The organism is Metaplanococcus flavidus (assembly GCF_042675885.1).
Lineage (GTDB): Bacteria > Bacillota > Bacilli > Bacillales_A > Planococcaceae > Planococcus > Planococcus flavidus.
This window is the reverse complement of sequence record NZ_JBHTKI010000019.1, coordinates 59,889-81,691: the sequence shown is the minus strand read 5'-3', so window position 1 is coordinate 81,691 and position 21,803 is coordinate 59,889. Positions and strand designations below refer to the sequence as shown.

Sequence of the window (21,803 nt, the reverse complement as noted above, 5' to 3'; positions counted from 1 at the left end):
CAGCGATTTTTCCCGGTTTATCAGCGATTGTCCCTTTTTCTTTCATTTACATAAAAAACTCTTCCCCAAAAGGAAGAGTTCTTTCTATCATTGTTTCGGTTCTTTAAATCCCTGGTCCATCAGGTAATCTTCGGCATCGCTGAAGGTTCCGAAGCTTTCCTCGAGATTTTTTCCGGCATAGACATTCCAGAACGGCTCGTCATACACCAAGTCCACTTTCTCGTTCTCCCGGTTCGTCCATGTTTTATCGTATGGCGGTTCCGGTTCCAGCGACAGGTAATCCAAAGAGTCGGCAAGGATGCTGCGCAATTCCTTTTCGGAAAAGTCACGAATATTGACGAAACCTTTTTTGTCCGCTTCGTAATGCGGCAAGTTGCCGACATAGACAAAGCCATTGCCCGTCGGATGCAAATGATAGACCACTATTTTTTTGTCATAAAGGCTTTCTTCGTAATGAAAATTAACACGTTTCATTGACACGTCTTTGCGTGTCAGTTCCGGAAATGATTCAATGATTTCCAGTTTTTGCTCAAAAGTAAGCATAATGCATAAACCCCGTTTCGTTTTTTCATTCTCCAGTTATTATAACATGCCATTCGTATTTTCATTAAAATCTGAAAAGGAGACAAAAAAGCCGCAGGCACACCATGCCAATACAGCGGTGCCCTGCAGCTTTTGAGGTCATATTATTTTTTTCTGCTGTTGCGGTTGCCAAATGGCCACCAGACGCCGCGGTCGAATGAAACCGAAATTGCCGGAATCAGCAGAGGCAGTACAACTAAGCCGTAAAGCAACAGACCTGTCACAACAATGGTCGCTATTTGCACTAGGCTTAATACCCCGGATGGCATCATGGCGCCGAATGTACCAGCCAGGATAATCGCTGCCGTAATGATGACCGTCCCCATTTTCGCCATCGAGGTATACATCGCATCCCGCACCGTAATGCCGTTGAATGATTCTTCACGGAAACGGTCGAGCAGGAAAATCGAATAATCGACGCCAAGGGCAACGAGCATCACAAAGCCGAAGAATGGCACCGCCCAGCTGATGCCGTCAAAGCCAAGTCCATTGACGAATATTAACTCTGCAATAGCGATCGAAGTGTAATACGTCAACAGGAGCGAACCGATCATATATAACGGCATGATCAACGAACGGAACAGGATCGCCAGAACGATAAACAGGCTGACAAGCATGATTACGACGGTGTTCGTAAAGTCGCTTGAAGATACATCCTGCAAATCGCTGTTGATGCTGGCGATTCCACCAAAAGCAATTTCCGCATCTTCAAGTGGAGTTGCGGTTGTGGTTCGTTCGACTGTTTCCTTGATTTCCGCCACCGTATCGATGGCTTCAGGTGAATATGGATCTTCGGCGAGGATGACTTCCATCATCACACCTGTTTCATCAGCAAAAGTATAGCGGTCAAAGACCTGTTGAAATTCTTCATCGTCCAGCGTCCCTTCGGGAATGAACAACCCGGTTGCACGCACGGATTCGCTGTCGCTCATCTCCTGCATCATACCCGCCGCTTCTGCCAGACCGGTTTCAATTTCAGCCAGTCCATCATTTGCGGAGGCGATTCCTTCAGCGAGTTGACCGATACCGGCACCAAGCTCTCCAGTCTGGCCGGCCGCCCCTTGGAGGCCCTGCTCAATTTCTGTAAGACCGCCGCTGATTTGCGTCAATGCCCCGACCGTCTGCTGGATATTGCCGGTTTGCTGCAGACCTTGAGTGACCTGCGCAAGCTGATCGTTCAGCTGGCCAAGACCAGCAGCTGCATCACCAAGTCCGCCCGCTCCTCCGGACTGTTCGCCAATATCGGACAGATTCGCTTCAATTTCCGTAAGACCGGCCTGAACTTCACCAAGACCATTGCGGGCTTCAGTTATTCCATCTGCCAATAAACCCAATTGCTCATCAACATACAATTCCTCAATGACTTCTCCTGTCGGCCGTGTAATGGCACGAACAGAATCGACACCGTCAATTTTTTCAAGTTCACGGCTGACCAATTCGTAATATGGTATCGTTTCTTCATTTGTCAAAGATTCTTCTGACTTGAAAATAACCTGGACCGGCAAAGATTCGCCTTGGCCAAAACCATCTTCAATCGCGCGAAGGCCTTTTACCGATTCATATTCGCCGCCGATTTCATCGACTGTGTTGAAAGATAAATCATTATCATACGTAAACAGCAGCGGCACGGTAATGAGCGCTACAACGATCATCGACAACAATGGACGGTTGATCGATAACTTACTCATCCAGATCCAGATTTTGCTGTCGGAATGCGAAGCGGATTTCTTTGATGGCCAGAATAATTTCTCTTTCAATACAGCCATAAAGAACGGCACAACGGTAAACAGGACGACCAGCAGGACGAAAATCCCTACTGCTACAGCAACCGCCGATTTAAAAATCGGGAATTCCGCGAAACCGATGGCTGAAAAACCGATAAATACAGCCAGGCCACTGATCAGCAGTGTGCGGCCCGCCGTTTTATACGTGTTGACGATCGCTTCCTCCACACCGTGCCCGGAAGAGAGCTCTTCCTTGTAACGGCTGAGAAGCAGAATACAATAATCGGTTCCAATACCGAAAAGAATCGCCACCAGGAATATTTGTGTATAGTTTGAAACAGGGAATCCAAACCAATCGATGAAGAATGCCACGATTGATTGGCTGAGCAAATAGGAAATGCCCACAGCCACAAGCGGTATGAATGGTGTCACAATTGAACGGAACACAGCCAGCAGCAAGCCGAAAATCAGCACGACTGTGATGATTTCTGTACGCTTCAGGCCTTCCTGGGCACTGATATTCACGTCATTACTGATAATCGCTTCGCCTGTAATATAGGCTGTTAAATCGGAAGGAATGACGGTTTCACGGATTTCATCCGCCACCTGGTTCACTTCTTCAATCGAACCGTCCAGCGTAATTGGAATCAGAACCGTTTCACCGTCTTCTGAAACCAACTGCTCTTCCAGTTCTTCACTTTCCACCGGATTGAGTACAGATGTCACCGGATCCCCGATGGCTTCCACATCTGTCGCGATTTGATCAAGTGTGCTGCGCGTTGCATCATCCAATTCCGACTCCAGCGGAATGACTATGGAAATGGTTTGTGCAGAGGTTCCTGCATCCGCCAGAATATCCGCTGCCATTTGCGACGAAGCATCTTCAGCAAGCTGGAATGATCCCGCCTCTTCTGCCTGTTCGGTCAAGTTAGGTGCAAGCAGGAAAAGAACTGCTGTCAGTATGATTAAGCCGATTACAATCGGCCATTTGAGTTTTAATACTGTCTTCACAATTTACACTCCATCCATTTTTAGAATCTCTTTCAATTTGCGGAAAATGATGAGGAACTGCTCGATTTCCTGGTCTTCGATCTGTTCGGACAGCAGTTTTTCGAAGTAGTCCGTCAGCGCCTTGTCGGATTGCTGCAGCACTTCCCTGCCGGCATCTGTAATCTCCAGCACTTTAGTCCGCTTGTCTTCTGTTTCGGCTATGCGAATCAGTTCTTTTTGCAGCAATTTTTTTATACGGCTCGAAATTGCTGATTTATGTACGGACTGTAAAACCGCCAGGCGACTGGAAGTGATACGCTCTTCTTTGCTGATCAGCTTCAGCATCTGCATCTGTTCCGGTGAATATTCCTTCCATAACGGATGGTCGACAGATTTAATGACTTTTTCTGTCCCGTAGACCATCACGTCTGTGAAAAGGTCCACCGCCTCTTTTATTCGTTGATCCAAAATAGTCTACCCCCTAAACTACTAATTAGTTTAGGGGGTAGACTATTATTCGTCAAGGATTTAGGGGCACAAAAATAACCCCCATGAACATTTCATTCATGGAGGTTATATCAAACGTCTCGCGTAGCTGTTTTCCCTATTTCCTGACGCCTTGCATAAATATTTTTCGCAACCGACTTCAACACCGCATAAACCGGAATCGCAAGAATGATTCCCCATAAGCCGGCGATATTACCCGCTGCCAGTATTAATGTGATGACTGTCAGTGGGTGAACATCCAGTGCACTGCCCATGACGTTCGGCGTAATCAGGTTTCCTTCGATCTGCTGGGCTACCAGCATGATGACCAGTACCCAGATCGCATTGACCGGATCAGTCACCAACGCGATGATGAATGCCGGAATAACTGCGATATACGGCCCCAAGAACGGGATGACATTCGTCACCATGCCGATCAGCGCCAATAATAGGGCATATTCCAGTCCGATGATCAGATATCCGACCAGCAGCATGAGTCCTACCAGGAAGCTGACAAATAATTGTCCCTGGATATAAGCTCTCAATGTTCTATCAATGTCCTGCAACGTTTTGATAATCCATGATTTACGCTCTCCTGAAAAGAATCCGGAGACGAACGGCACAAATTTTCTGTGGTCAATCAATAGGTAAATTAAGAAGAACGGCACAAGAATCAGCGACACGATTCCTGAAATCAATCCGGTAATGAACGACATCAATACTGAGCCGATGTTGCTCGCCCAATCCCCGATGCTGCTTGTCATGCCATTAATCTGTTCCTGGACGCTATCAGGCAACCTGCTCCGCTGATCCAATACGTATTGGGCGTATTCTTCTACATCTTCAACGATGCCCGGTGCATTATCCACCAGTGAATTGACCTCATCCGTAATAACGGGTCCGATCATTGCATAAAGAATCCAAAATACCAGAACAATCATCAAGATGATGCTTATGATTGATGCCCATTTGGGAAGTCCCCGCTTTTCAAGCAAATAAAGAATTGGGCGTGTCAGATAAAACAGCACTCCTCCAAGGAGCAATGGTACGAAGATTGTTCCCGCAATGATGAACAACGGATCGAATATCCCTTGTACTTCAATAAATAAACGAATAATGACTAAAGCCAGGATAATTCCGACTCCTGCCTGGAACCACAGTTTGTTTGTCAAAGATTTCACTCCTTTTATTTTATGGGTATACCCAGTTTACCATTAAATTATGTTATTATTATTCTTTGTGAAAGCGAACTTTATTAATTCTGTTGCGTCTGTAAACATGGCCGTACATAAACACGAAGAAGGAGTTATTTCAATGGAACAATTATGGCTTACCATAAAATTTTTGCTGCTCGGTTTATTTCAAGGGCTGACGGAACCGATCCCAATTTCTTCAAGCGGACATTTACTGATTGCCCAATATTTTCTCGATGTTGAAATCGAAGGCAGCGTCTCCACCTTTGCGCTGCTTGTCAATACAGCTTCACTGATTGCGGTTCTTATCATTTACCGACATGATATTCAGCGTTTAATCGTTAACGGACTGCGATTCTTCAAAGTCAAAGACGAAGAAACCACCCGCGACTTCATGTTCATCGTCTATTTGGTGGTAGCGACCATTCCTGCAGCCATTATTGGCTTGCTTTTCCAGGACACCATTGACGATTACCTGTCGACTGTGGTGACGGTCGGCATCACACTCGTCATTACCGGTGTGGCACTGTGGCTGATCCGTGATATCCACGGCAAACGGAAAGATGGCGGGATGACGATGAAAGACGCCATCATTATTGGTGTATCCCAATCTGTCGCGTTGATACCCGGAATCAGCCGAAGCGGCGCGACCATCGTCGCTGCCATGGCAAGGGGCATCAATCAGGAAACGGCTTTGCGCTTTTCTTTCCTGCTGTTCATCCCAATCAGCCTCGGCGGTGCTGTCCTGAGCATTTCCGACATTTTAAACGATGACAATCTTTCTACTTTGGCTGTGCCGTATATCATGGCATTTGCCGGTTCGCTGGTCGCTTCTTATTTCTCCCTTAAATGGTTCATGAATATCATGGCTAAAGGGCAACTGAAATATTTCGCGATTTACTGCTTCGTTGTCGGACCGCTTGTTGTTCTTGCATGGTTTTTGCTTAATTAATGAAAAATACGGTAAGCTTGCTGATCCCTTGAAAGGGGTCAGTTTTTTTATGTTTTCAGCACTCTTATCTTACGGACGCAAATCCGAATGGTTTCAATTCCGCAAAAATTTTACCGCAAATAAAAAAGCCCGGAAAATTCCGGGCGCTGTCGCTTTTCTCTGTCCAGACTCCAGCGGCCCAGCTCTTCGGGTCATAAGTCAAACCACAGTGCTCCTGCATCGCTTCGCTGCTTCGTCGCAAAAGATTGGCCCAAAAAAGGTCGGGCCAATCTCTCGCTGTCGCTTTTCTATTGTCCAGACTCCAGCGGCCCAGCTCTTCGGGTCATAAGCCAAACCACAGTGCTCCTGCATCGCTTCGCTGCTTCGTCGCAAAAGATTGGCCCAAAAAAGGTCGGGCCAATCTCTCGCTGTCGCTTTTCTCTGTCCAGACTCCAGCGGCCCAGCTCTTCGGGTCATAAGCCAGCTCAGCTGCCGTGGCAAAAGACGCCACTCTGCTGATCCGTCTTATGCCTTTCAGAGCTTAACGGGCGCTGTCGCTTTTCGGTGTCACCTATTAAAGAAATTGGCTGTATAAAATGGCTGGTTTTCGTTATTGTATGCTGCACCGACTCCCAGATAGCCGAAATCAGGCTTGACGATATTTTCTCTGTGGCCCATTGAATTCATCAGTCCTTCATGGGCAAAAATGCTGCTGTACTGGCCATAAGCCAGATTTTCACCGGCAACGAAAAAGTCGATTCCATCATTTGACATACGGTCAAACGGAGACTCCCCGTCTATATTGGTATGGTTGAAATATTCATTTTCCGCCATGTCTTCACTGTGTTTTCGGGCTGTCAGCATTGCCTCCTGATCCCATTTCAACAACGGCAATTCCCGCTGGATACGCGCAGAATTGGTCAACTCGAACAACAGGTATTCATATCCTTCACGGATTTCATCGTTCGGAGCAGCGTAAATTTCCTGGCGTTCCTTCTCAAGATCTTCATGGATGACCTGAAGAGCGGTCACTGTGCTTTCTTCGTGTATATCATAAAAGACCGTCACATACAAATGGTCCACTTTGAACAGATCATATTCTTCCCTCGTATCAAGAATGTATTGCACATTCCCTTTTTGCAGACTTTTCAGTGGAACACCCAGCAGATTTCGCACCTCTTCTTTATTTGACTGCATCGTGATGCCTTCCGTAGAAGAGATTATATCCTGATTGGTAAACATACCATCGACATTTCCATCCTTATTATAGGAAAGTAAAACGTAATTCTGGTAATTCGTGTGATAACTGTGCCAGTCGCTTCCGTATTCATTTCTCATCAGCCGAAGCGGCAATCCCACTTTTGCCTGCGCCTCTTCTTTGGACATGCCAAGTGTTACGTTATGGATCGCAAACAGGGAGTCCGTCTCTGACAGCTCGGGTTTTTCAACAGCTTCCGGCATTTGACTGGTACTCGTCAACACTAACGCCTGCAGTTGGCTCGCGAGGCGGGATGTAAATTCCTTCGCATCATCCAGGGCAATCGTCACGTTTGCATCCGCAGCCAGATTTTCAATGGCGTCGTCCACACTATCCAGAAAACTCAAATCCACATATTCACCGACCGGCTCTTCCCAAATCGGCCGCGCGAAAAATAACAGCATTAAAATTATCAGCAACATGAATATTTTCCGCACGAGCCATCACCTCTTCTGTTCAGTTTAATCTTTGGATTCCCTTCTATAAAGTAAAATGAACCTCGAATAGAGACAATTTTTAAAGTCGTTGTTAAAACGATAGATTTTCCCTCTTTTATTTCCAAATAACAGGGTACTATTATCGTGTGCTTTCATTGACTAAAAAACCCTCTGCCCGTAAAAGGCAAAGGGTTTATTCTATTCTATTGCTTCGATTTCCAATTCCTTTACGGGCAAAAATAGCTCGCCACTGTCCGCGTATCGAACATTTACCGCATCTCCCACTTCCAAATAGATGGACAGCGGACTGCTGTCAGAGGACACAATGTAATTTGTCCCATCTTCGAGCAGGAAAGACACAATTGTATAGTCCCCGGTTTTTTCTTTGAAAACGCGCTCAACGACTCCTGAAGTTTCAGCTTCCGGTGCTTCCGAGCTGCCATCGACGATACTGCCGCCTCTTTGCAGCGCGGTCTGATAAAGGCGCAGTGCATCATTCGGCGTTTCCGCAAAAACCGAAATTTCCGGATTGGCCGCTGACACGATAAAGTAATTCTGCAGGAATCCGTTGGAATCCAGCACAGGCGTCAGCCAGCTTGCTTCGCCGTAAAAATTGTACAGGACCGGCATTTCACCGGACCATTGTTTTTCAATAAATTGCTTTTCGATAATCTGCAAGTTGCCTTGTGAATCCATATACGAATCTTCGAGACTTCCTGTAAAGAAGGTGGAAGAGCCCGTCCGTGCATTAGTCAGCGAGTAGCCGAGCATGGAGTCGACACCTTCTTTTGGACTCGTGAAATCTGTAAAATAATACATGTCCCCCTGCGCATCAAAAATCGGGCTGACATTTGCTTCCGTTCCTTCATCCGAAGGAAGTTTCACATCTTTCTTACTGAATTTGCTATTCAGGAACCCATTCGCATAATTTCCGAAATAACTGTTCTCAAGACTGACAGATTCCGGAGAAACCGCGCCGTCGATGAAAGCCGGTACTTCGTCGAGCGAGTAATTAACACTTTCTCCCGTTACCGGATCAACCACGGCGATGCCTGTAACATCAAAACCATTTCTCGCCGAAATGAAATCTCCGAATGAGCGGATGTAATACGGTTTTCCTTCTTCATCAACTTCAAGCTGCGGTGCCCCGTAAAAGACAGCCTGTGGATTTTCATTCCGCATTTGGCGTTCGATGTTCTTGCCGAAATAAGAAGAAGGTGTGTAGACCATTTCTGCTTTAATAAACTTCGGATTGGCTGACGCATCTGTGGCACTCATTGTAAAATAGCCCGGTGTGGAATCGGCATTCCACCATTTGAAGAATCCGGAGAATTCCACCGGTGCAATATAGACATAATCGTCGTTCACTTTTTGGATCTGTAGGTTACCCAGTTCATAATAGCTCGTGTCCGGCACTTGCCCAAACGCTTTTTTCATTTTATTGCGGGCAAATTGCGGAGGCACACTTGCCGGCGTTTTTGCTTCATCGAATGCTTCGAGCTCGACTTCCTGTTTCATTTCCACTGATTCGAATTTTTCCGTGGCATTGAACAAAGGTGCAGCCAGGATATAGGCTGACGCAACAAGCGCCCCTAGGAGCAACACGGTTTTCGCTTTCTGCTCCATCCCTTTGGAGAACATAGTTCCGAGAACAGTCGCCACTAATACAAATGGCCAAAGCGACGAAATATTGCGATCCATATTAAAAACATAATAATATATTCCAATAGCAACAAACGCCAGTACGAAGACAATGGCAAATACAGCTGCCAAAGCGGAAAACGTTCCCCCGCCCTCTTCATTTCCGTTGGACTTTCCTGCGGTAAGAGGAGTAATGATCAAAGCCATCACCAAGGCGCCAATTGCGCCAAACAATAAAATACTGCTCATAGTAAAACCTCATGTCTTCTTCAAAATTTTTCTTATATAGAGTTATACGATTTCAACCTTCAAAAGTTTCAAAAAAAATAGACAGCCTCTCTCTGAGGGCTGTCGGGCTGTCGATTGGATTGCTTAGTCGGTTATAGCCGTTTTCTTTGGCGAGCTGAACAGCAGAGTGAACACCAGTCCAACTGTGAATGTAATAAGGCTTGTCACTAAAGTGAATGTGTCAGAAGCAAAACCTGGGAATACGACAAACAGTGAACCAAGAATCAATCCGATGATTGCCGCATACGTCACATAAGTGAAGTTTTCAAGCAGATAGCGGATTGCTTTGCTGCTGATGATAAATCCGACCATAACGCCGGCGCCGATCGTCAGGATAATGGGAATATTCAAAGTCGACAAAGCATTGATTGCCGTAGTATATACACCCAGCAGCAAAAGAATGAATGACCCACTGATTCCCGGAAGCAGCATTGCCATAGAGGCGAGCCAGCCGGAGAAAAAGAGGACAAAGAATACGGATAAACTCAATTCCTCAGTCGGTATAATATCTTCAGTCGTTCCGATAAAAGCGGTTGAAGCCAAGGCAATTCCGATGAGAACCAAGATTGCGAAATGGCGTTTCGTGAAATTCTGTTTCACTTCAGCCTGTTTCATAATATACGGAATGACACCCAAAATCAGCCCCATGAAAAAGAATTGTGTCGCTTCGTAATGGTTGTCGAGCAAAAATTCAATTACGCGGCTGAATAAAAGCAGAGTAACGCCAACCCCCATCACCAGAGGAATCAAAAAGCCCAGATGTTTTTTCCATTCCCGGCTGAAAAATCCGCTGATGGCTTCCAGCAAGCGATCATAAATCCCCAGGATAAACGCGATAGTCCCTCCGCTGACGCCAGGTATCAGATCACTGATTCCCATCAGAATGCCGCGGTATATATTTTTCCATTCCATTTTGCCAATCTCCTCTTTTTAAAAAATCACAGTTATAAGTATAGCATGCCACAGGCAAATTTCCCGTAGAAATCTATTGATTCCAAAGCGCTAATCTCTTAAAATCCCATTAGCTTCCCCGATGATTTCCCGAATCATTCGGGCTGCCGGCATCTTCTTGTTCACGAGCCGCAGCGACTGCCCTGCCCACAGCGACATGAGTTCACTATTGCCCTGTTTGGCGGCTGCATTTCTTATATCCCTTGTCACTGTATTATGAGACGGAAAAGGCAAAGCTTTGGTTCCCGCCTCTTCAAATTCTTTTATAAAGCGATTTTTGATGGCACGAGCAGGACGTCCGGAAAAACTTTTGGTGACAATTGTGTGTTCTTCCGTCGAATCCAAGATCTTTTGCTGATAAGCGGGATGCGTTCCCGCTTCTTCCGCAAGCAAAAACCGCGTACCTATCTGAACAGCGGCTGCGCCAAGTGTGAGAGCCGCCGCAAGTCCGCGTCCATCTGTAATGCCACCCGCTGCAATGACCGGAATCCTGACAGCATCCACGATTTGCGGAACCAGTGACATTGTTCCGATCTGGGCACCATCCGGATGATCCTTCAGGGAAAAGGTACCTCGATGACCGCCCGCTTCACTTCCTTGCGCAACAACAGCGTCCACACCTGATTGCTCAGCCATTGCCGCTTCCTCAACCGTCGTCGCCATCGCGATCGTTTTTATTCCTGCTGACTTTGCGGCTTTCATCTGTTCTTCATCCAATAAACCAAAAGCTGTGCTGATGACAGGAACGCCCATTTCCAGACAAATTTCAAATTGCTGCCGGCTCCAATCCGCTGAATTTGAAATAACAGGTTTCTCGATATCCAGTTCTTTTCGGAAAGCGGCCAGTCCCTGTTGCACTTCTTCAATCCGTGAAAAATCATCTTTATCTTTGGAAGTGAAAATATTGACTGCAAATGGTTTTCGGGTAGTCGCTTTTATATCATCAATTGCCTTGCGCATTGCTTCCGGCTCCAGATAAGCCGCTCCTAACGTACCCAATCCACCTGCGTTACTGACCGCTGCAGCCAATTCCGAAGTTGCCGGTCCACCAGCCATTCCCGCCTGGATTATAGGAAATTCGATTCCGAATATATGACAAACCTCTGTCTGTAATGAAAGCACTCTGAATCCCTCCCTATGCATATTTCCTTTGACTTCAGTATCACTCAGACGGCAGCGCACTTCAACAAGGAACCTTTCTGCTTGTTCTACGTTTCATATAGTAAGCAAATTGTAGAAAGCGGGGTTTCACATGAAGGGATTCCTTTCATTTTTGGGCATCACTTTAATAACTGCTGCATGTGGGGCAATCCTGTTATCCTTCTATGGAAATCCACTTGAAGATTTAAAAAGCCAGGAACGCCAACTGGCTTATCAGGAAATGCGCGCAAATCACTCTGTCCAGGCAGAGGGGCACATGGCTTCCAACTTATCCGAAGAAAACGGTGACATTGTATATCAGATGGAAAATGGGCACAGCTGTCCCCGGCTTTCCATTGATGAATAGAAAAACCCGGCTCATTTCAAATGAGCCGGGTTTTATCCGTCTTTATTAAACCGCCAACCGGATTGTAATACCTGATGGATCAGTCGTTTCCCAGTAGCTCTCGTCCTCTGTCACTTGGGCACCAAGGGTACGAAGGCGCTCAGTAACCTGGCTGCGTTTCGCTTCATCCTCGAAAATCAATGTATAGAAATCAAGGCCAGCCTCATTTTTCGGTAGCGCCGGAATGCCGATGCCGTTCCAGATATTCAGTCCGATGTGATGATGGTATTTCTGGTCAGCAAGAAATAATGCCTGGCCGCCCATTGAAGTCATAACTTCAAACCCGAGTCCTTCGGTATAGAAATTTTGCGCTTCCGGCAAATTCGATACATGAAGATGGACATGGCCCATTACAGTCCCTGCGGGCATTCCGCTCCAGGCCTCATTTGCCAGACCTGTTTCTCTCAGTATGCCTTCTGCATCAAGCGGATCAACGGCCATCGCCACTTCTCCGTTGCTCCAGCTCCATTCTTCCGGATCGCGGTCACGGTAAATTTCGATACCGTTGCCTTCCGGATCGGATAAATAGAGCGCTTCACTTACCAAGTGATCCGATGAACCGACACGGATACCCTGCTGGTGGAGATGCAGTAAAATTTTCCCCAGTTCTTTGCGGTCCGGCAATAAAATCGCAAAATGATATAAGCCCGTATAACGGGCGCGTTTCGGCTGCAATCCTTCAGTGGCAGTGAGTCTTACCAGACTTTTGCCATCCGTTCCTAATCGAACTTCAGTATCTGCTTCAGAAATCACCTGGAATCCGAGCGTTTCCTGATAGAATTTTTTCATTTCTTTCAAGTTCAACACTTTCAATCCGACTTCGTCTGTATAGGTTACAGGCTTTTGATGGAAGTTCATAAAACAGTCCTCATTCCATTGAGTTAGTTACTTTATGTAACAAATTGTAATTTAGTTACTATAAGGTGTCAAGTAACTTAATTCTTTTATTACAGAGGGGAGCTGTGCTATTATATTTGTAAAGGAGTGAGCATATATGGACACATCCGTCATCTGCCCGCGTTTTGAAATTGCTATTTCTATCCTCAGCCAACGCTGGACGGGATTAATCATTTATCAGCTCTTGTCAGGTCCGCAGCGCTTCAGCAATTTGACCGAAGTGATCGGCATCAGTGGACGTCTCCTGTCTGAGCGTCTGAAAAACCTCGAATCTCAAGGTTTGGTATCACGCACCGTCTACCCGGAAACTCCTGTCCGCATTGAATACGAACTGACCCAAAAAGGCCGGTCACTGAAACCTGTTATGGATGAAATCCAAAGCTGGTCCCAGGTTTGGATCGAAGCGCCTGTTGAATCAAAATAAAGCGGTCCATCTGATATTCAGGTGGCCGCTTTTGCTTTGTTTTATTTTCCTCAGTTCCGTATAAAAAAACCATTTACGCTAAAAAGCGCAAATGGCAGAATCAATATTCGTTCTGTTTTTCCATAATGTATTGCAAGCCGGAATAGGCTGAGCTGAAGGTCGGAGTACCGCTTTCAAGCTGAACAATCGACATCGCCAATTTGGGACTGATTCCAACCAGAATACAGGAGGTGCCAATAAGGTTCAGGCTATCTGTCATCATCTGAATCTGATAACGAATCTGATTCTCGAATTCTGTAATACCACTTAAATCGACCAATACATATTCAATGCTTTTATTTGCGCATTCAGTCAGGACAGTGGCGACCAGCTGATCGGATCGCGTCTTATCAAACTGCCCGATCAGGGGAAGCGCAATCGTCCTGTCCCAAACGTGCAGCATCGGTATCGATAATTCCTTAATCATCTTTTTGGCGCGTTCCTGCTCTTCAGCCTGAGTGGTGACATCCATCAGCATGATAATATAACCGTCAATACGGCTTTCTTCATTCAGGATGGGCGTGACCACTATATCCGTAACAAATTCACCGCGGATATTGATGCGCGCACGATGAACATCTTTCAACTCATTCATCATCTTTCTTTGATGCTCAGGCACTTTATGAAAAATGTCCATATTTTTTCCGATGAATTCTTCACAATCATCAATTCCATATAAAGGCGCAACTTCCGTCAGCAAACGGCATGCTTCGGAGTTCATCCAGGTAATGTTATAGGACGTATCAGCAATCATGATAGTTTCTCCTATATGATCAAGCGCGTTGAGTAATGAGATCGTAGTTGGTATAGAACCAATAGCAGCCATGTTTCTTTTTGCTCCTTCAATTTCAAATTATTAAACTTGCTTCATTATGACACATTAAAGAGCTCAGCGATAATTATTCCGTCACCAGTGAATTCCCTCCGCCAGCAATAAAAAAAGCAAGCCCGCAAAGACTTGCTTCCTCTTAGCTGTTAATTTTGGTCTCTGTATTTTTCGTTGGAGTTTTCTTCATACTCCAAATCGCGATTCGGCATAGGGTCCATTTCTTTATCGTTTGGCGCATTGCGTCGGGGCTCGACTTCAGGAATCAATTCTTCACCTTCGTGATTTTCTTTATCCTTTTTCATGCCTTCCCCTCCTCTAAGGGTTTATTACTCCATAAAATACCCGCTCCGCCAAATTCTAATCCTTCACTCGACGGAAACAAAACCGGTTTCCTCTATTAATTTCTGGCCTTCTTCAGACAAAATCCAGTCAATGAAAGGCTGGACATTCGGATTTTCAGACCCTGCGGTTACGGCATAAAATTCCGCAGCCAGAGGGTATTCGCCGAAACGGATCGTTTCAATCGCCGGTTCGACTCCGTCAATTGCCAATAGTTTGATCTCATCATTCCGGATCATTTCCACTGAGAAAAAACGGAATGTATAGCCGATGGCATTTTTATAATTTCTGTAGCTTGCCACTTCACTGATGATGCCGCCCATCCCGGAAGCCATTTCTTCGATTTCAGGCTCTTCAATCGGCGTATCTTCCATAAACTTGATGAATTGTGTCTGGCTGCCGCTGTCCACTGGCCGCTGGAATGCGCGAATTGAATTATTGCTGCCACCGACATCTTTCCAGTTTGTAACTTCCCCCGAATAGATGCTTCTTATTTCGTCACTGCTCAAGCCGTCCACCGGATTTCGGGAGTTGACGAAAAAGACGAAAGCTTCCCGGCCGATCGGCGTCATTTGGAGTTCAATCCCTTTGGCTTCAGCCATTTTCTGATGGCCGATTGACGGGCCGGCCACAAAGATGATGTCGGTCTCCCCTTCCAGGAGCCGGTCATAAGCTTCCCGTGTTGTCGTCGACACGACTTTGCTGAAGCCGGGATCGTATACAGGGTAACTTCCTTTCGGGTAAACCGCTTCGGTGAAAGCAGCATACAGCGGATAGAGCGCTGTAGCGCCGTCCAGCTTAGGCAAATCCCTTTCTATTTTAAAACTCGCCGGTGCATCCAGTCGCGCGAGCTTGTCACTGCCCGTAAATGCTTCATATTCATAAAGTTCCACTTCCCCGTCGACCTGCGCGAAGCTTTGCTTGTAATAGTGCGGGATGGAAAATGAAGCACCGATCATTAAACAAAGCACAATAACACCAGCGGCAATCCTTTTTCCCTTAGGCTTCTTGTATAAATCGATGGCCGAAAATAAATACAGCAGCCACACTGCAAAAATCACAGAAGCAATCGGGCCGATTAAATGAAAATCTCCATTCAGCAGAACAATAAACAGAAACGGTGCTCCAAATACAAAAAATAACACTAAATAAAAAATATTCAGCATCACTCTGCCAGCCCTATCCATATTTCCCATCCCCCATGTTCCGTCTCTAATTTTCGAGCAGTGACCTGATCAGTTCCGCTTCTTCGGGATCAGCCAAATCCAATGTTTCGAGATTCCCAATCGGCTGCCAGACAATTTCCCGGATCCAGGGATCTTCCTCCCACGCTGTGAGCTGTCCTCCGACAATTTCCACCAGGAAATAGTGTAATTCCACTGATACATCCGCATTGTCGAAGCTGTCTTCCTTCACTCCCAAGCTCCTGAGAATTCGCACTTCCAAACCTGTCACCTCAGAAAATTCTCGAATGCAGCTTTGTTCAAGTGTTTCATCCTCTTCCGGCGGCCCTGATGGTACCCCCCATTTCTTCTCTTCACCAGGCGGTCCCTGCAAAACCAACAGGACTTCGTTCGCGTCGTTGATGCAGATGCCTGCTGCGCCTTTCCAATTTTCCATTTCCATCAAATCACTCCCAACTTATTTTTTCTATGGAAATTATTCATTGCCGTTACAGATTTACGGTTTTTCTAATTAAATTACATGTTCATCTTTTTTCAAGATACCATATATTACCGCATTTCGGGGATTGCCCCCAAAATATTTCTACAGAAAAAAACCGCCGACAATTTCTCGGCGGCCGGGTATTATTTTGCTTCTTTGGAATACTCATTGTTAAGTGTAATATGATGAGTTGCTTCCGGCATACCAAGGTCACCGGTAAAACCGTTCGCCCGGTAAAAGGCGTCTGCTGAAGATGAATCGGTCCGAACGACCAGTTCACTGAAATGGCCTTTGCCGTAATTCACAATCTCTTTCAATAATTTTGTGCCGATCCCTTGCCTGCGGACATGCTCAGAAATGTAAAATCTGCGGAGACGGCCGACACCGCTTTTGTCGGAGTAAGGATCTCTGTTCAATCCTCCGATTGCCACCAATTCCCCAGTATGATCCCATACACCATACAACACTTCCCCAGCTTTATTGAATGTATTTGTACCATCTTCATACTGGTTCACCAGCCGTCTCAAAAAACGGTATCCCTCCGCTTCGCTTTCATCCACTAATTTCGAAACATCAACTTTGTTCAAGTCTTCAATCACTTGTATGTTCATCGGCATGCTGTGTCCTCCTCCGGTCCATATTTTTTCTCGTTTTTAGCATCCATTGCTTTGTATCACGGTTCTATTTCAGTGTATAGAAGTCAGCAGCCGATTTCCACAGATTTTCGGAATTTTCTCATAAATATAAACTATACTTTGTTCACCTTTCGAAATTTCCACATAAAAAAAGGCCGAGGGGATGGTCACCTCGGCTTTGTAGCTAGTTTATTCTATTCAAGAATTTTGATTGTTACGTTTTTGCGGCCCCATTGCAAAGCTGCATCTCTTGATGGGATGAACACATCAATTTTGTTGCCTTTGATAGCTCCGCCAGTGTCTCCAGCGATTGCTGTTCCGTAGCCTTCAACCCATACTTTAGAGCCAAGTGGAATTACTGTAGGGTCTACAGCGATAACTTTTTGGTTCGGGTTAGAACGCAAGTCGATGCCTGTTCTAGTGACACCTGAACAGCCGGTGCAATAAGCTGTATAAGCCGTTGCTGATACCGTCATTTCTTTACCGGATTGTGATGATGGAGCCGGTGCAGAAGATTGTGCCGGTGCCGTTGACTGAGCCGGTGCTGGTGCTGAAGCTGGTGTTGTAGATTGTGCCGGTGCTTTTGGAACTGAAATTGCTGTTCCTCCGCTGACTACCAATTTGTCACCAGGATAGATCAAGTGGCCTGTGATTCCGTTCCAGCTCATAAGCTGGTCAAGAGAGATTCCGCTGTTTGATGCGATGCGGTATAAAGTGTCACCGCTTTTAACTGTATATGTTGACTTCTCGGCTGCTGCTTCTTCTTTTTTCGCTTCTCCTACGCTAAGTTCCTGTTTCGGGAAGATAAGATCTGATGAAAGGTCATTCCAACCTTTCAAATCACTTACTGACACATTTTTTGCTTGTGAGATTCCCCACAAAGTATCACCTGATTTGACTGTATACGATGAATCGGCGCTTGCAGTTGCCGCCGCGCCTACACTAAGAGCTGCGATTGCCGTTAGTGTAACGATTTGCTTTTTCATAAAATGAAATTCCTCCTTTTCACTAACACAAGTCAAACTATAACACCGCAACATTTCAGGACAATGACAAAACGACAGATTAAATTTAACAATTACGTTACGTAAAAGTGCATTATATTACAGATTGTAATATAACTATTTATTATGAATTCAAAGGAATTTCAATCATGCTAAACCCTGATATATCAACATCTGTGTTTATCAAAACTGAAAATAGGCTAAAACAAGATATAGCACAAAGTGAAAATACATATTTTCTTCGCCCGATCATTCTGTAATAATAAAAACTATCAATTGAAGGAAGAAGTTTTATACGACCGGCAAGACTCACTTCTGCTTCATTATTCAAGCTTTCAAAAAGGATGAGTCATTTTGAAGAATGTTACATCCGTGTTCTGGATTTCACTTGGAGCCTGTTTGGGGCTGGTCATGTGGGGAGTTCTGGCGCCGGTGGATTTCCAGGAGCTGACTGGCGGGCTCACTGCCTGGATTTCAAAAGTTTTCGGCTGGTATTACCTGACTACCGTTTTTATTATTCTGGCATTTTCCATTTATCTTATCTTTTCTCGCTTTTCTACCATTAACTTGGGGAAAGCCCAGGATAAACCGGAATTTTCCCTGCTTTCCTGGTTCGCCATGCTGTTCAGCGCCGGGATGGGAATGGGCTTGGTTTTCTGGACGACAGCCGAACCGATTTCCCACGCTTTCATCAGCGCTCCACGGGCGGAAACAGGAACAAACCAGGCCATCACAGAAGCTATGCAGTTTTCGTTTTTCCACTGGGGGCTGCATGCCTGGGCAGTTTATGGAATCGTGGCTCTCGCATTGGCTTATTCCAAATTTCACAACGATGCACCGGGTTTAATCAGTGCAACATTGGTGCCGTTGTTTTGGAAAGAAAGAATGGCCGGGCCAATCGGCAAACTGATTGATGTCCTGGCCGTCTTCGCAACAATTGTAGGGGTGGCTTCAACTTTAGGTTTTGGATCCGCCCAGATTAATGAAGGAATGCACTTTCTCCTCGGCACTCCGAATACGTTTCCATTCCAGTTGCTGATTCTTGCAGTGGCAACTGTCCTATTCATCGTTTCCGCCTGGTCCGGAATCGGCAAAGGAATCAAATATCTGAGCAATATCAATATGGTACTTCCGTTTGCACTGGTAATCCTGTTATTGATCGTCGGACCGACAATTTATATCCTGAATACATTCACAAACAGTCTCGGAGGTTACTTATCCAATTTCTTCATGATGAGCTTCCATCTGGAACCATTGAATACGGATCGACGCAGCTGGGTTAATGGCTGGACCATTTTCTACTGGGCCTGGTGGATTTCCTGGGCGCCGTTCGTCGGAATTTTCATCGCCCGCATCTCGCGGGGCCGTACAGTCAAAGAATTTATTTTAGGCGTCCTCTTTGTCCCGTCGATCGTCTGCTTTATCTTCTTTGCCGTCTTCGGTGCTTCAGCACTCAACCTGGAACAGAACGGCATCGCTCAAATTTCTGACTACAGCCTGGAAACCGCCACGTTCGGCGTCCTGCAGAATTATCCACTCGGCATTTTAATGTCGATAATGACATTGTTTGTTGTGGCAATATTCTTTATCACTTCTGCGGACTCGGCAACATTTGTGCTCGGGATGCAGACAACCGGCGGAATGATCAATCCACCAAACCTTGTGAAGATCACGTGGGGACTGATCCAGTCGGCAGTTGCTGCCATTGTCGTTTATACTGGGGGCACACAAGGGCTGCAGAACATCCTGATCATCGCCGCTCTGCCCTTCTCAGTTATCGTCCTGATGATGGGCGTCTCATTTTTCAAAGCCGCATCGCTGGATCCGAATGTCAAGAAGCCGAAAAGAAGCAGATAAAAAAAGCATTTCCGCGTGGCTAGCGGAAATGCTTTTTTCTATTTGAATACGCTTGTGCTGTGAAGCGGTTGGATTTTTGATTTCGGATCGAGATAGGCTTTTGCGTTATTGATGGCAGTCGGCGCTTCACCGAAGCCGACAGCGATCAATTTCACTTTTCCTTCGTACGTCGCAACATCGCCTGCGGCATAGATGCCCTCGATGCTTGTTTCCATTTTGGAGTTGACGACAACGGAATTCTTTTCCATCTCAAGACCCCATTCTTTCAAGGGTCCGAGCGATGTAATATTTCCGTAATTGACGACAACGTGGTCAGCTTCAAGTCTTTCTTCGTTGCCTTCCTTATCGATCAGCACCAATTCACGGATTTGACCGTTTTCTCCAACCAATTCCTGGACGCCGAATGGCTTCTTGACAGCAACAGTTGAAGCCATCATCGTATCAACATTGGCTTCGTGTGCCGTCATTTTTTCGCGGCGGTGGCTCAATGTTACATGATCGGCTACATTTTCCAGCATCATTGCCCAGTCTACTGCAGAATCGCCTCCGCCAAGAACAACAACTTTCTTGCCGCTGAACATTGTAAGATCTTTTACGCCGTAATGAAGTGATTTCCCTTCAAACTCTTCTGTGCCTTGAACCGCCAGTTTCCGTGGCTGAAAAGCTCCGACTCCCGCAGTCAATAGAATCGTTTTTGAATAATGTTCCCCTTTATCAGTGCGGATGACAAAATGATCGCCATGACGCTCCGCCGCTGAAACTGTCTCTTCCAGGCAAATTGTCGGATCACCGTAATTGGCTTGTACCGTCAAATTGTCTACGAGATCTTTTGCCAGCACTTTCGGGAAACCGCCGACATCGTAAATATATTTATCAGGATAAAGCTCTGTCAACTGTCCGCCAAGCTGAGGCAGGCTGTCCAAAATTTTAACTTTCATTTTCCGCATTCCGCCGTAAAAGGAAGCAAACAAGCCTGTTGGCCCGCCGCCGATAATTGTAATATCAAAGATTTCGCGTTCTTCCATTTAAAACACTCCCATTAGTATCAATATTTATATCCTATCATATTTTATCCTATTTCACGCTATTGGACTATTGACTGAAATTGATCATTTATTGAATTAACAATCACTAAATAGAAGAATATTCAGAATTCCGAAACCCATAAACTGCAAAATGCACTGCCTTTCGGTAAACTGAATGTTGTAGATACAATGGAAAGGGTGAATTTGGATGGAATTAGGCTTAAGAGGAAAAGTGGTAGCCGTCATGGCTTCAAGTAAAGGTCTTGGAAAAGCGACAGCTATGGAATTTGCAAGAGAAGGAGCGATTGTCTTCATTTCCAGCCGCAGCGAAGAAAAACTGAGACAGACGGCGGAAGAAATCAAAAAGGAATCAAAGAATGACCAGGTATATTACAAATCATGTGATATGACGAGCGAACAGGATATTACGGATTTCTTTGCCTTTGTAAAGGATGAGGCAGGCCGTGTTGATGTGTTGATCAATAACACAGGTGGACCGAAAGCCGGTGGTTTTGACGGGGTCACGGATGAAGACTGGTATAAAGCTTTTGACCAGAATCTGCTTAGTTACATCCGTTCTTCGCGCGCAGTTCTTCCTTATATGAAGGAACAGCAATTCGGACGTATCATCAATATTTCTTCTTCATCTGTTAAAGAAGTGCTCGACGGGCTCATCCTTTCCAACACGTTCCGTGCGGGTATGGTCGGATTTGCGAAGACTCTTGCACGCGAAGTCGCTGGCGATAATATCATGGTCAACACAATTGGTCCCGGTAAAATTGCGACGGACCGTGTTGCCGAACTCAACCAGATTGCCGCTGATAAGCAGAATGTGACAGTTAAACAAGTGCTTGAAAATACGGAAAAACAGATCCCAAGAGGGCACATGGGGCACCCGGAAGAATTTGCGAAAATTGTTGTTTTCCTTGCATCTTCTGCCAACTCTTATATGACCGGCCAATCACTCGTCATCGACGGCGGATTGCTGAAAGCGTTGTAAACCGGCAAATCATTATACACAGCCACTTATAATCGCTATACTTGAAAATGAACAAACCGAAA

Annotated in this window: 21 protein-coding genes; 5 read left to right on the top strand and 16 right to left on the bottom strand. The window is 45.7% G+C overall.

Annotation, left to right across the window (positions count from 1 at the left end; all coding sequences use genetic code 11):
* Positions 1-87: 87 nt before the first annotated feature.
* The 4 genes from ACFQ1X_RS12365 to ACFQ1X_RS12350 form a co-directional block, all read right to left on the bottom strand.
* On the bottom strand, positions 88-543 hold the full coding sequence (locus tag ACFQ1X_RS12365) for a hypothetical protein (RefSeq protein WP_144839242.1): 456 nt from the start codon (positions 541-543) through the stop codon (positions 88-90).
* Between the two features lie 143 nt (positions 544-686).
* The gene (locus tag ACFQ1X_RS12360) at positions 687-3,317 is read right to left on the bottom strand and encodes an MMPL family transporter (protein ID WP_144839244.1); all 2,631 of its coding nucleotides are present in this window, start codon (positions 3,315-3,317) and stop codon (positions 687-689) included.
* A gap of 3 nt (positions 3,318-3,320) precedes the next feature.
* A complete protein-coding gene (locus ACFQ1X_RS12355; protein WP_144839246.1) occupies positions 3,321-3,764 on the bottom strand; it encodes a MarR family winged helix-turn-helix transcriptional regulator in 444 nt (147 codons plus the stop codon).
* 110 nt (positions 3,765-3,874) lie between these two features.
* On the bottom strand, positions 3,875-4,954 hold the full coding sequence (locus tag ACFQ1X_RS12350; RefSeq protein WP_144839248.1) for an AI-2E family transporter: 1,080 nt from the start codon (positions 4,952-4,954) through the stop codon (positions 3,875-3,877).
* A 142-nt stretch (positions 4,955-5,096) separates the two neighbouring features.
* Between ACFQ1X_RS12350 and ACFQ1X_RS12345 the strand changes: the two genes are divergently transcribed.
* Positions 5,097-5,927, top strand: coding sequence for an undecaprenyl-diphosphate phosphatase (locus ACFQ1X_RS12345; protein WP_144839250.1), 831 nt, complete (start codon positions 5,097-5,099; stop codon positions 5,925-5,927).
* A 546-nt stretch (positions 5,928-6,473) separates the two neighbouring features.
* On the opposite strand, the gene ACFQ1X_RS12340 is transcribed toward ACFQ1X_RS12345, so the two are convergent.
* The 4 genes from ACFQ1X_RS12340 to ACFQ1X_RS12325 form a co-directional block, all read right to left on the bottom strand.
* Positions 6,474-7,586: a CAP domain-containing protein gene (locus tag ACFQ1X_RS12340; RefSeq protein WP_379082765.1), complete on the bottom strand. Its 1,113-nt coding sequence runs from the start codon at positions 7,584-7,586 to the stop codon at positions 6,474-6,476.
* Between the two features lie 213 nt (positions 7,587-7,799).
* Entirely contained in the window at positions 7,800-9,491 is a 1,692-nt protein-coding gene (locus ACFQ1X_RS12335; protein WP_144839254.1) for a hypothetical protein, read from the bottom strand.
* A 123-nt stretch (positions 9,492-9,614) separates the two neighbouring features.
* On the bottom strand, positions 9,615-10,442 hold the full coding sequence (locus ACFQ1X_RS12330; protein ID WP_144839256.1) for a DUF368 domain-containing protein: 828 nt from the start codon (positions 10,440-10,442) through the stop codon (positions 9,615-9,617).
* Positions 10,443-10,532: 90 nt separating this feature from the next.
* Positions 10,533-11,603, bottom strand: coding sequence for an NAD(P)H-dependent flavin oxidoreductase (locus ACFQ1X_RS12325; protein ID WP_379082762.1), 1,071 nt, complete (start codon positions 11,601-11,603; stop codon positions 10,533-10,535).
* A 130-nt stretch (positions 11,604-11,733) separates the two neighbouring features.
* On the opposite strand from ACFQ1X_RS12325, the gene ACFQ1X_RS12320 reads away from it, so the two are divergent.
* Entirely contained in the window at positions 11,734-11,988 is a 255-nt protein-coding gene (locus ACFQ1X_RS12320) for a hypothetical protein (RefSeq protein WP_144839260.1), read from the top strand.
* A gap of 45 nt (positions 11,989-12,033) precedes the next feature.
* On the opposite strand, the gene ACFQ1X_RS12315 is transcribed toward ACFQ1X_RS12320, so the two are convergent.
* Entirely contained in the window at positions 12,034-12,885 is an 852-nt protein-coding gene (locus tag ACFQ1X_RS12315) for a VOC family protein (RefSeq protein WP_144839262.1), read from the bottom strand.
* 136 nt (positions 12,886-13,021) lie between these two features.
* Between ACFQ1X_RS12315 and ACFQ1X_RS12310 the strand changes: the two genes are divergently transcribed.
* A complete protein-coding gene (locus tag ACFQ1X_RS12310; RefSeq protein WP_144839264.1) occupies positions 13,022-13,348 on the top strand; it encodes a winged helix-turn-helix transcriptional regulator in 327 nt (108 codons plus the stop codon).
* A 100-nt stretch (positions 13,349-13,448) separates the two neighbouring features.
* Here the strand turns inward: ACFQ1X_RS12310 and ACFQ1X_RS12305 are convergent, their stop codons facing one another.
* From ACFQ1X_RS12305 to ACFQ1X_RS12280, 6 genes are all read right to left on the bottom strand, one after another.
* Positions 13,449-14,141, bottom strand: a complete 693-nt coding sequence (locus ACFQ1X_RS12305; protein WP_379082757.1) for an STAS domain-containing protein — start codon at positions 14,139-14,141, stop codon at positions 13,449-13,451.
* Positions 14,142-14,362: 221 nt separating this feature from the next.
* A complete protein-coding gene (locus ACFQ1X_RS12300) occupies positions 14,363-14,518 on the bottom strand; it encodes a hypothetical protein (protein ID WP_379082754.1) in 156 nt (51 codons plus the stop codon).
* A gap of 63 nt (positions 14,519-14,581) precedes the next feature.
* On the bottom strand, positions 14,582-15,742 hold the full coding sequence (locus ACFQ1X_RS12295) for a PstS family phosphate ABC transporter substrate-binding protein (RefSeq protein ID WP_144839268.1): 1,161 nt from the start codon (positions 15,740-15,742) through the stop codon (positions 14,582-14,584).
* A gap of 25 nt (positions 15,743-15,767) precedes the next feature.
* A complete protein-coding gene (locus ACFQ1X_RS12290) occupies positions 15,768-16,181 on the bottom strand; it encodes an NUDIX hydrolase (RefSeq protein ID WP_379082751.1) in 414 nt (137 codons plus the stop codon).
* A gap of 182 nt (positions 16,182-16,363) precedes the next feature.
* Positions 16,364-16,837 carry a GNAT family N-acetyltransferase gene (locus ACFQ1X_RS12285; RefSeq protein WP_144839270.1) on the bottom strand — a complete coding sequence of 158 codons (474 nt, stop codon included), beginning with the start codon at positions 16,835-16,837 and terminating at the stop codon, positions 16,364-16,366.
* Positions 16,838-17,049: 212 nt separating this feature from the next.
* On the bottom strand, positions 17,050-17,841 hold the full coding sequence (locus tag ACFQ1X_RS12280; protein ID WP_144839272.1) for a LysM peptidoglycan-binding and 3D domain-containing protein: 792 nt from the start codon (positions 17,839-17,841) through the stop codon (positions 17,050-17,052).
* A gap of 372 nt (positions 17,842-18,213) precedes the next feature.
* On the opposite strand from ACFQ1X_RS12280, the gene ACFQ1X_RS12275 reads away from it, so the two are divergent.
* Positions 18,214-19,716: a BCCT family transporter gene (locus ACFQ1X_RS12275; RefSeq protein WP_144839274.1), complete on the top strand. Its 1,503-nt coding sequence runs from the start codon at positions 18,214-18,216 to the stop codon at positions 19,714-19,716.
* Between the two features lie 38 nt (positions 19,717-19,754).
* Here the strand turns inward: ACFQ1X_RS12275 and ACFQ1X_RS12270 are convergent, their stop codons facing one another.
* Positions 19,755-20,741 (bottom strand): NAD(P)/FAD-dependent oxidoreductase, encoded by a 987-nt coding sequence (locus tag ACFQ1X_RS12270; protein WP_144839276.1) that lies wholly within the window; start codon positions 20,739-20,741, stop codon positions 19,755-19,757.
* A 208-nt stretch (positions 20,742-20,949) separates the two neighbouring features.
* Here ACFQ1X_RS12270 and ACFQ1X_RS12265 point away from each other — a divergent pair, with 208 nt between their 5' ends.
* Complete coding sequence (locus ACFQ1X_RS12265) at positions 20,950-21,741, top strand: SDR family oxidoreductase (protein ID WP_144839278.1); 792 nt, start codon at positions 20,950-20,952, stop codon at positions 21,739-21,741.
* Positions 21,742-21,803: the final 62 nt, after the last annotated feature.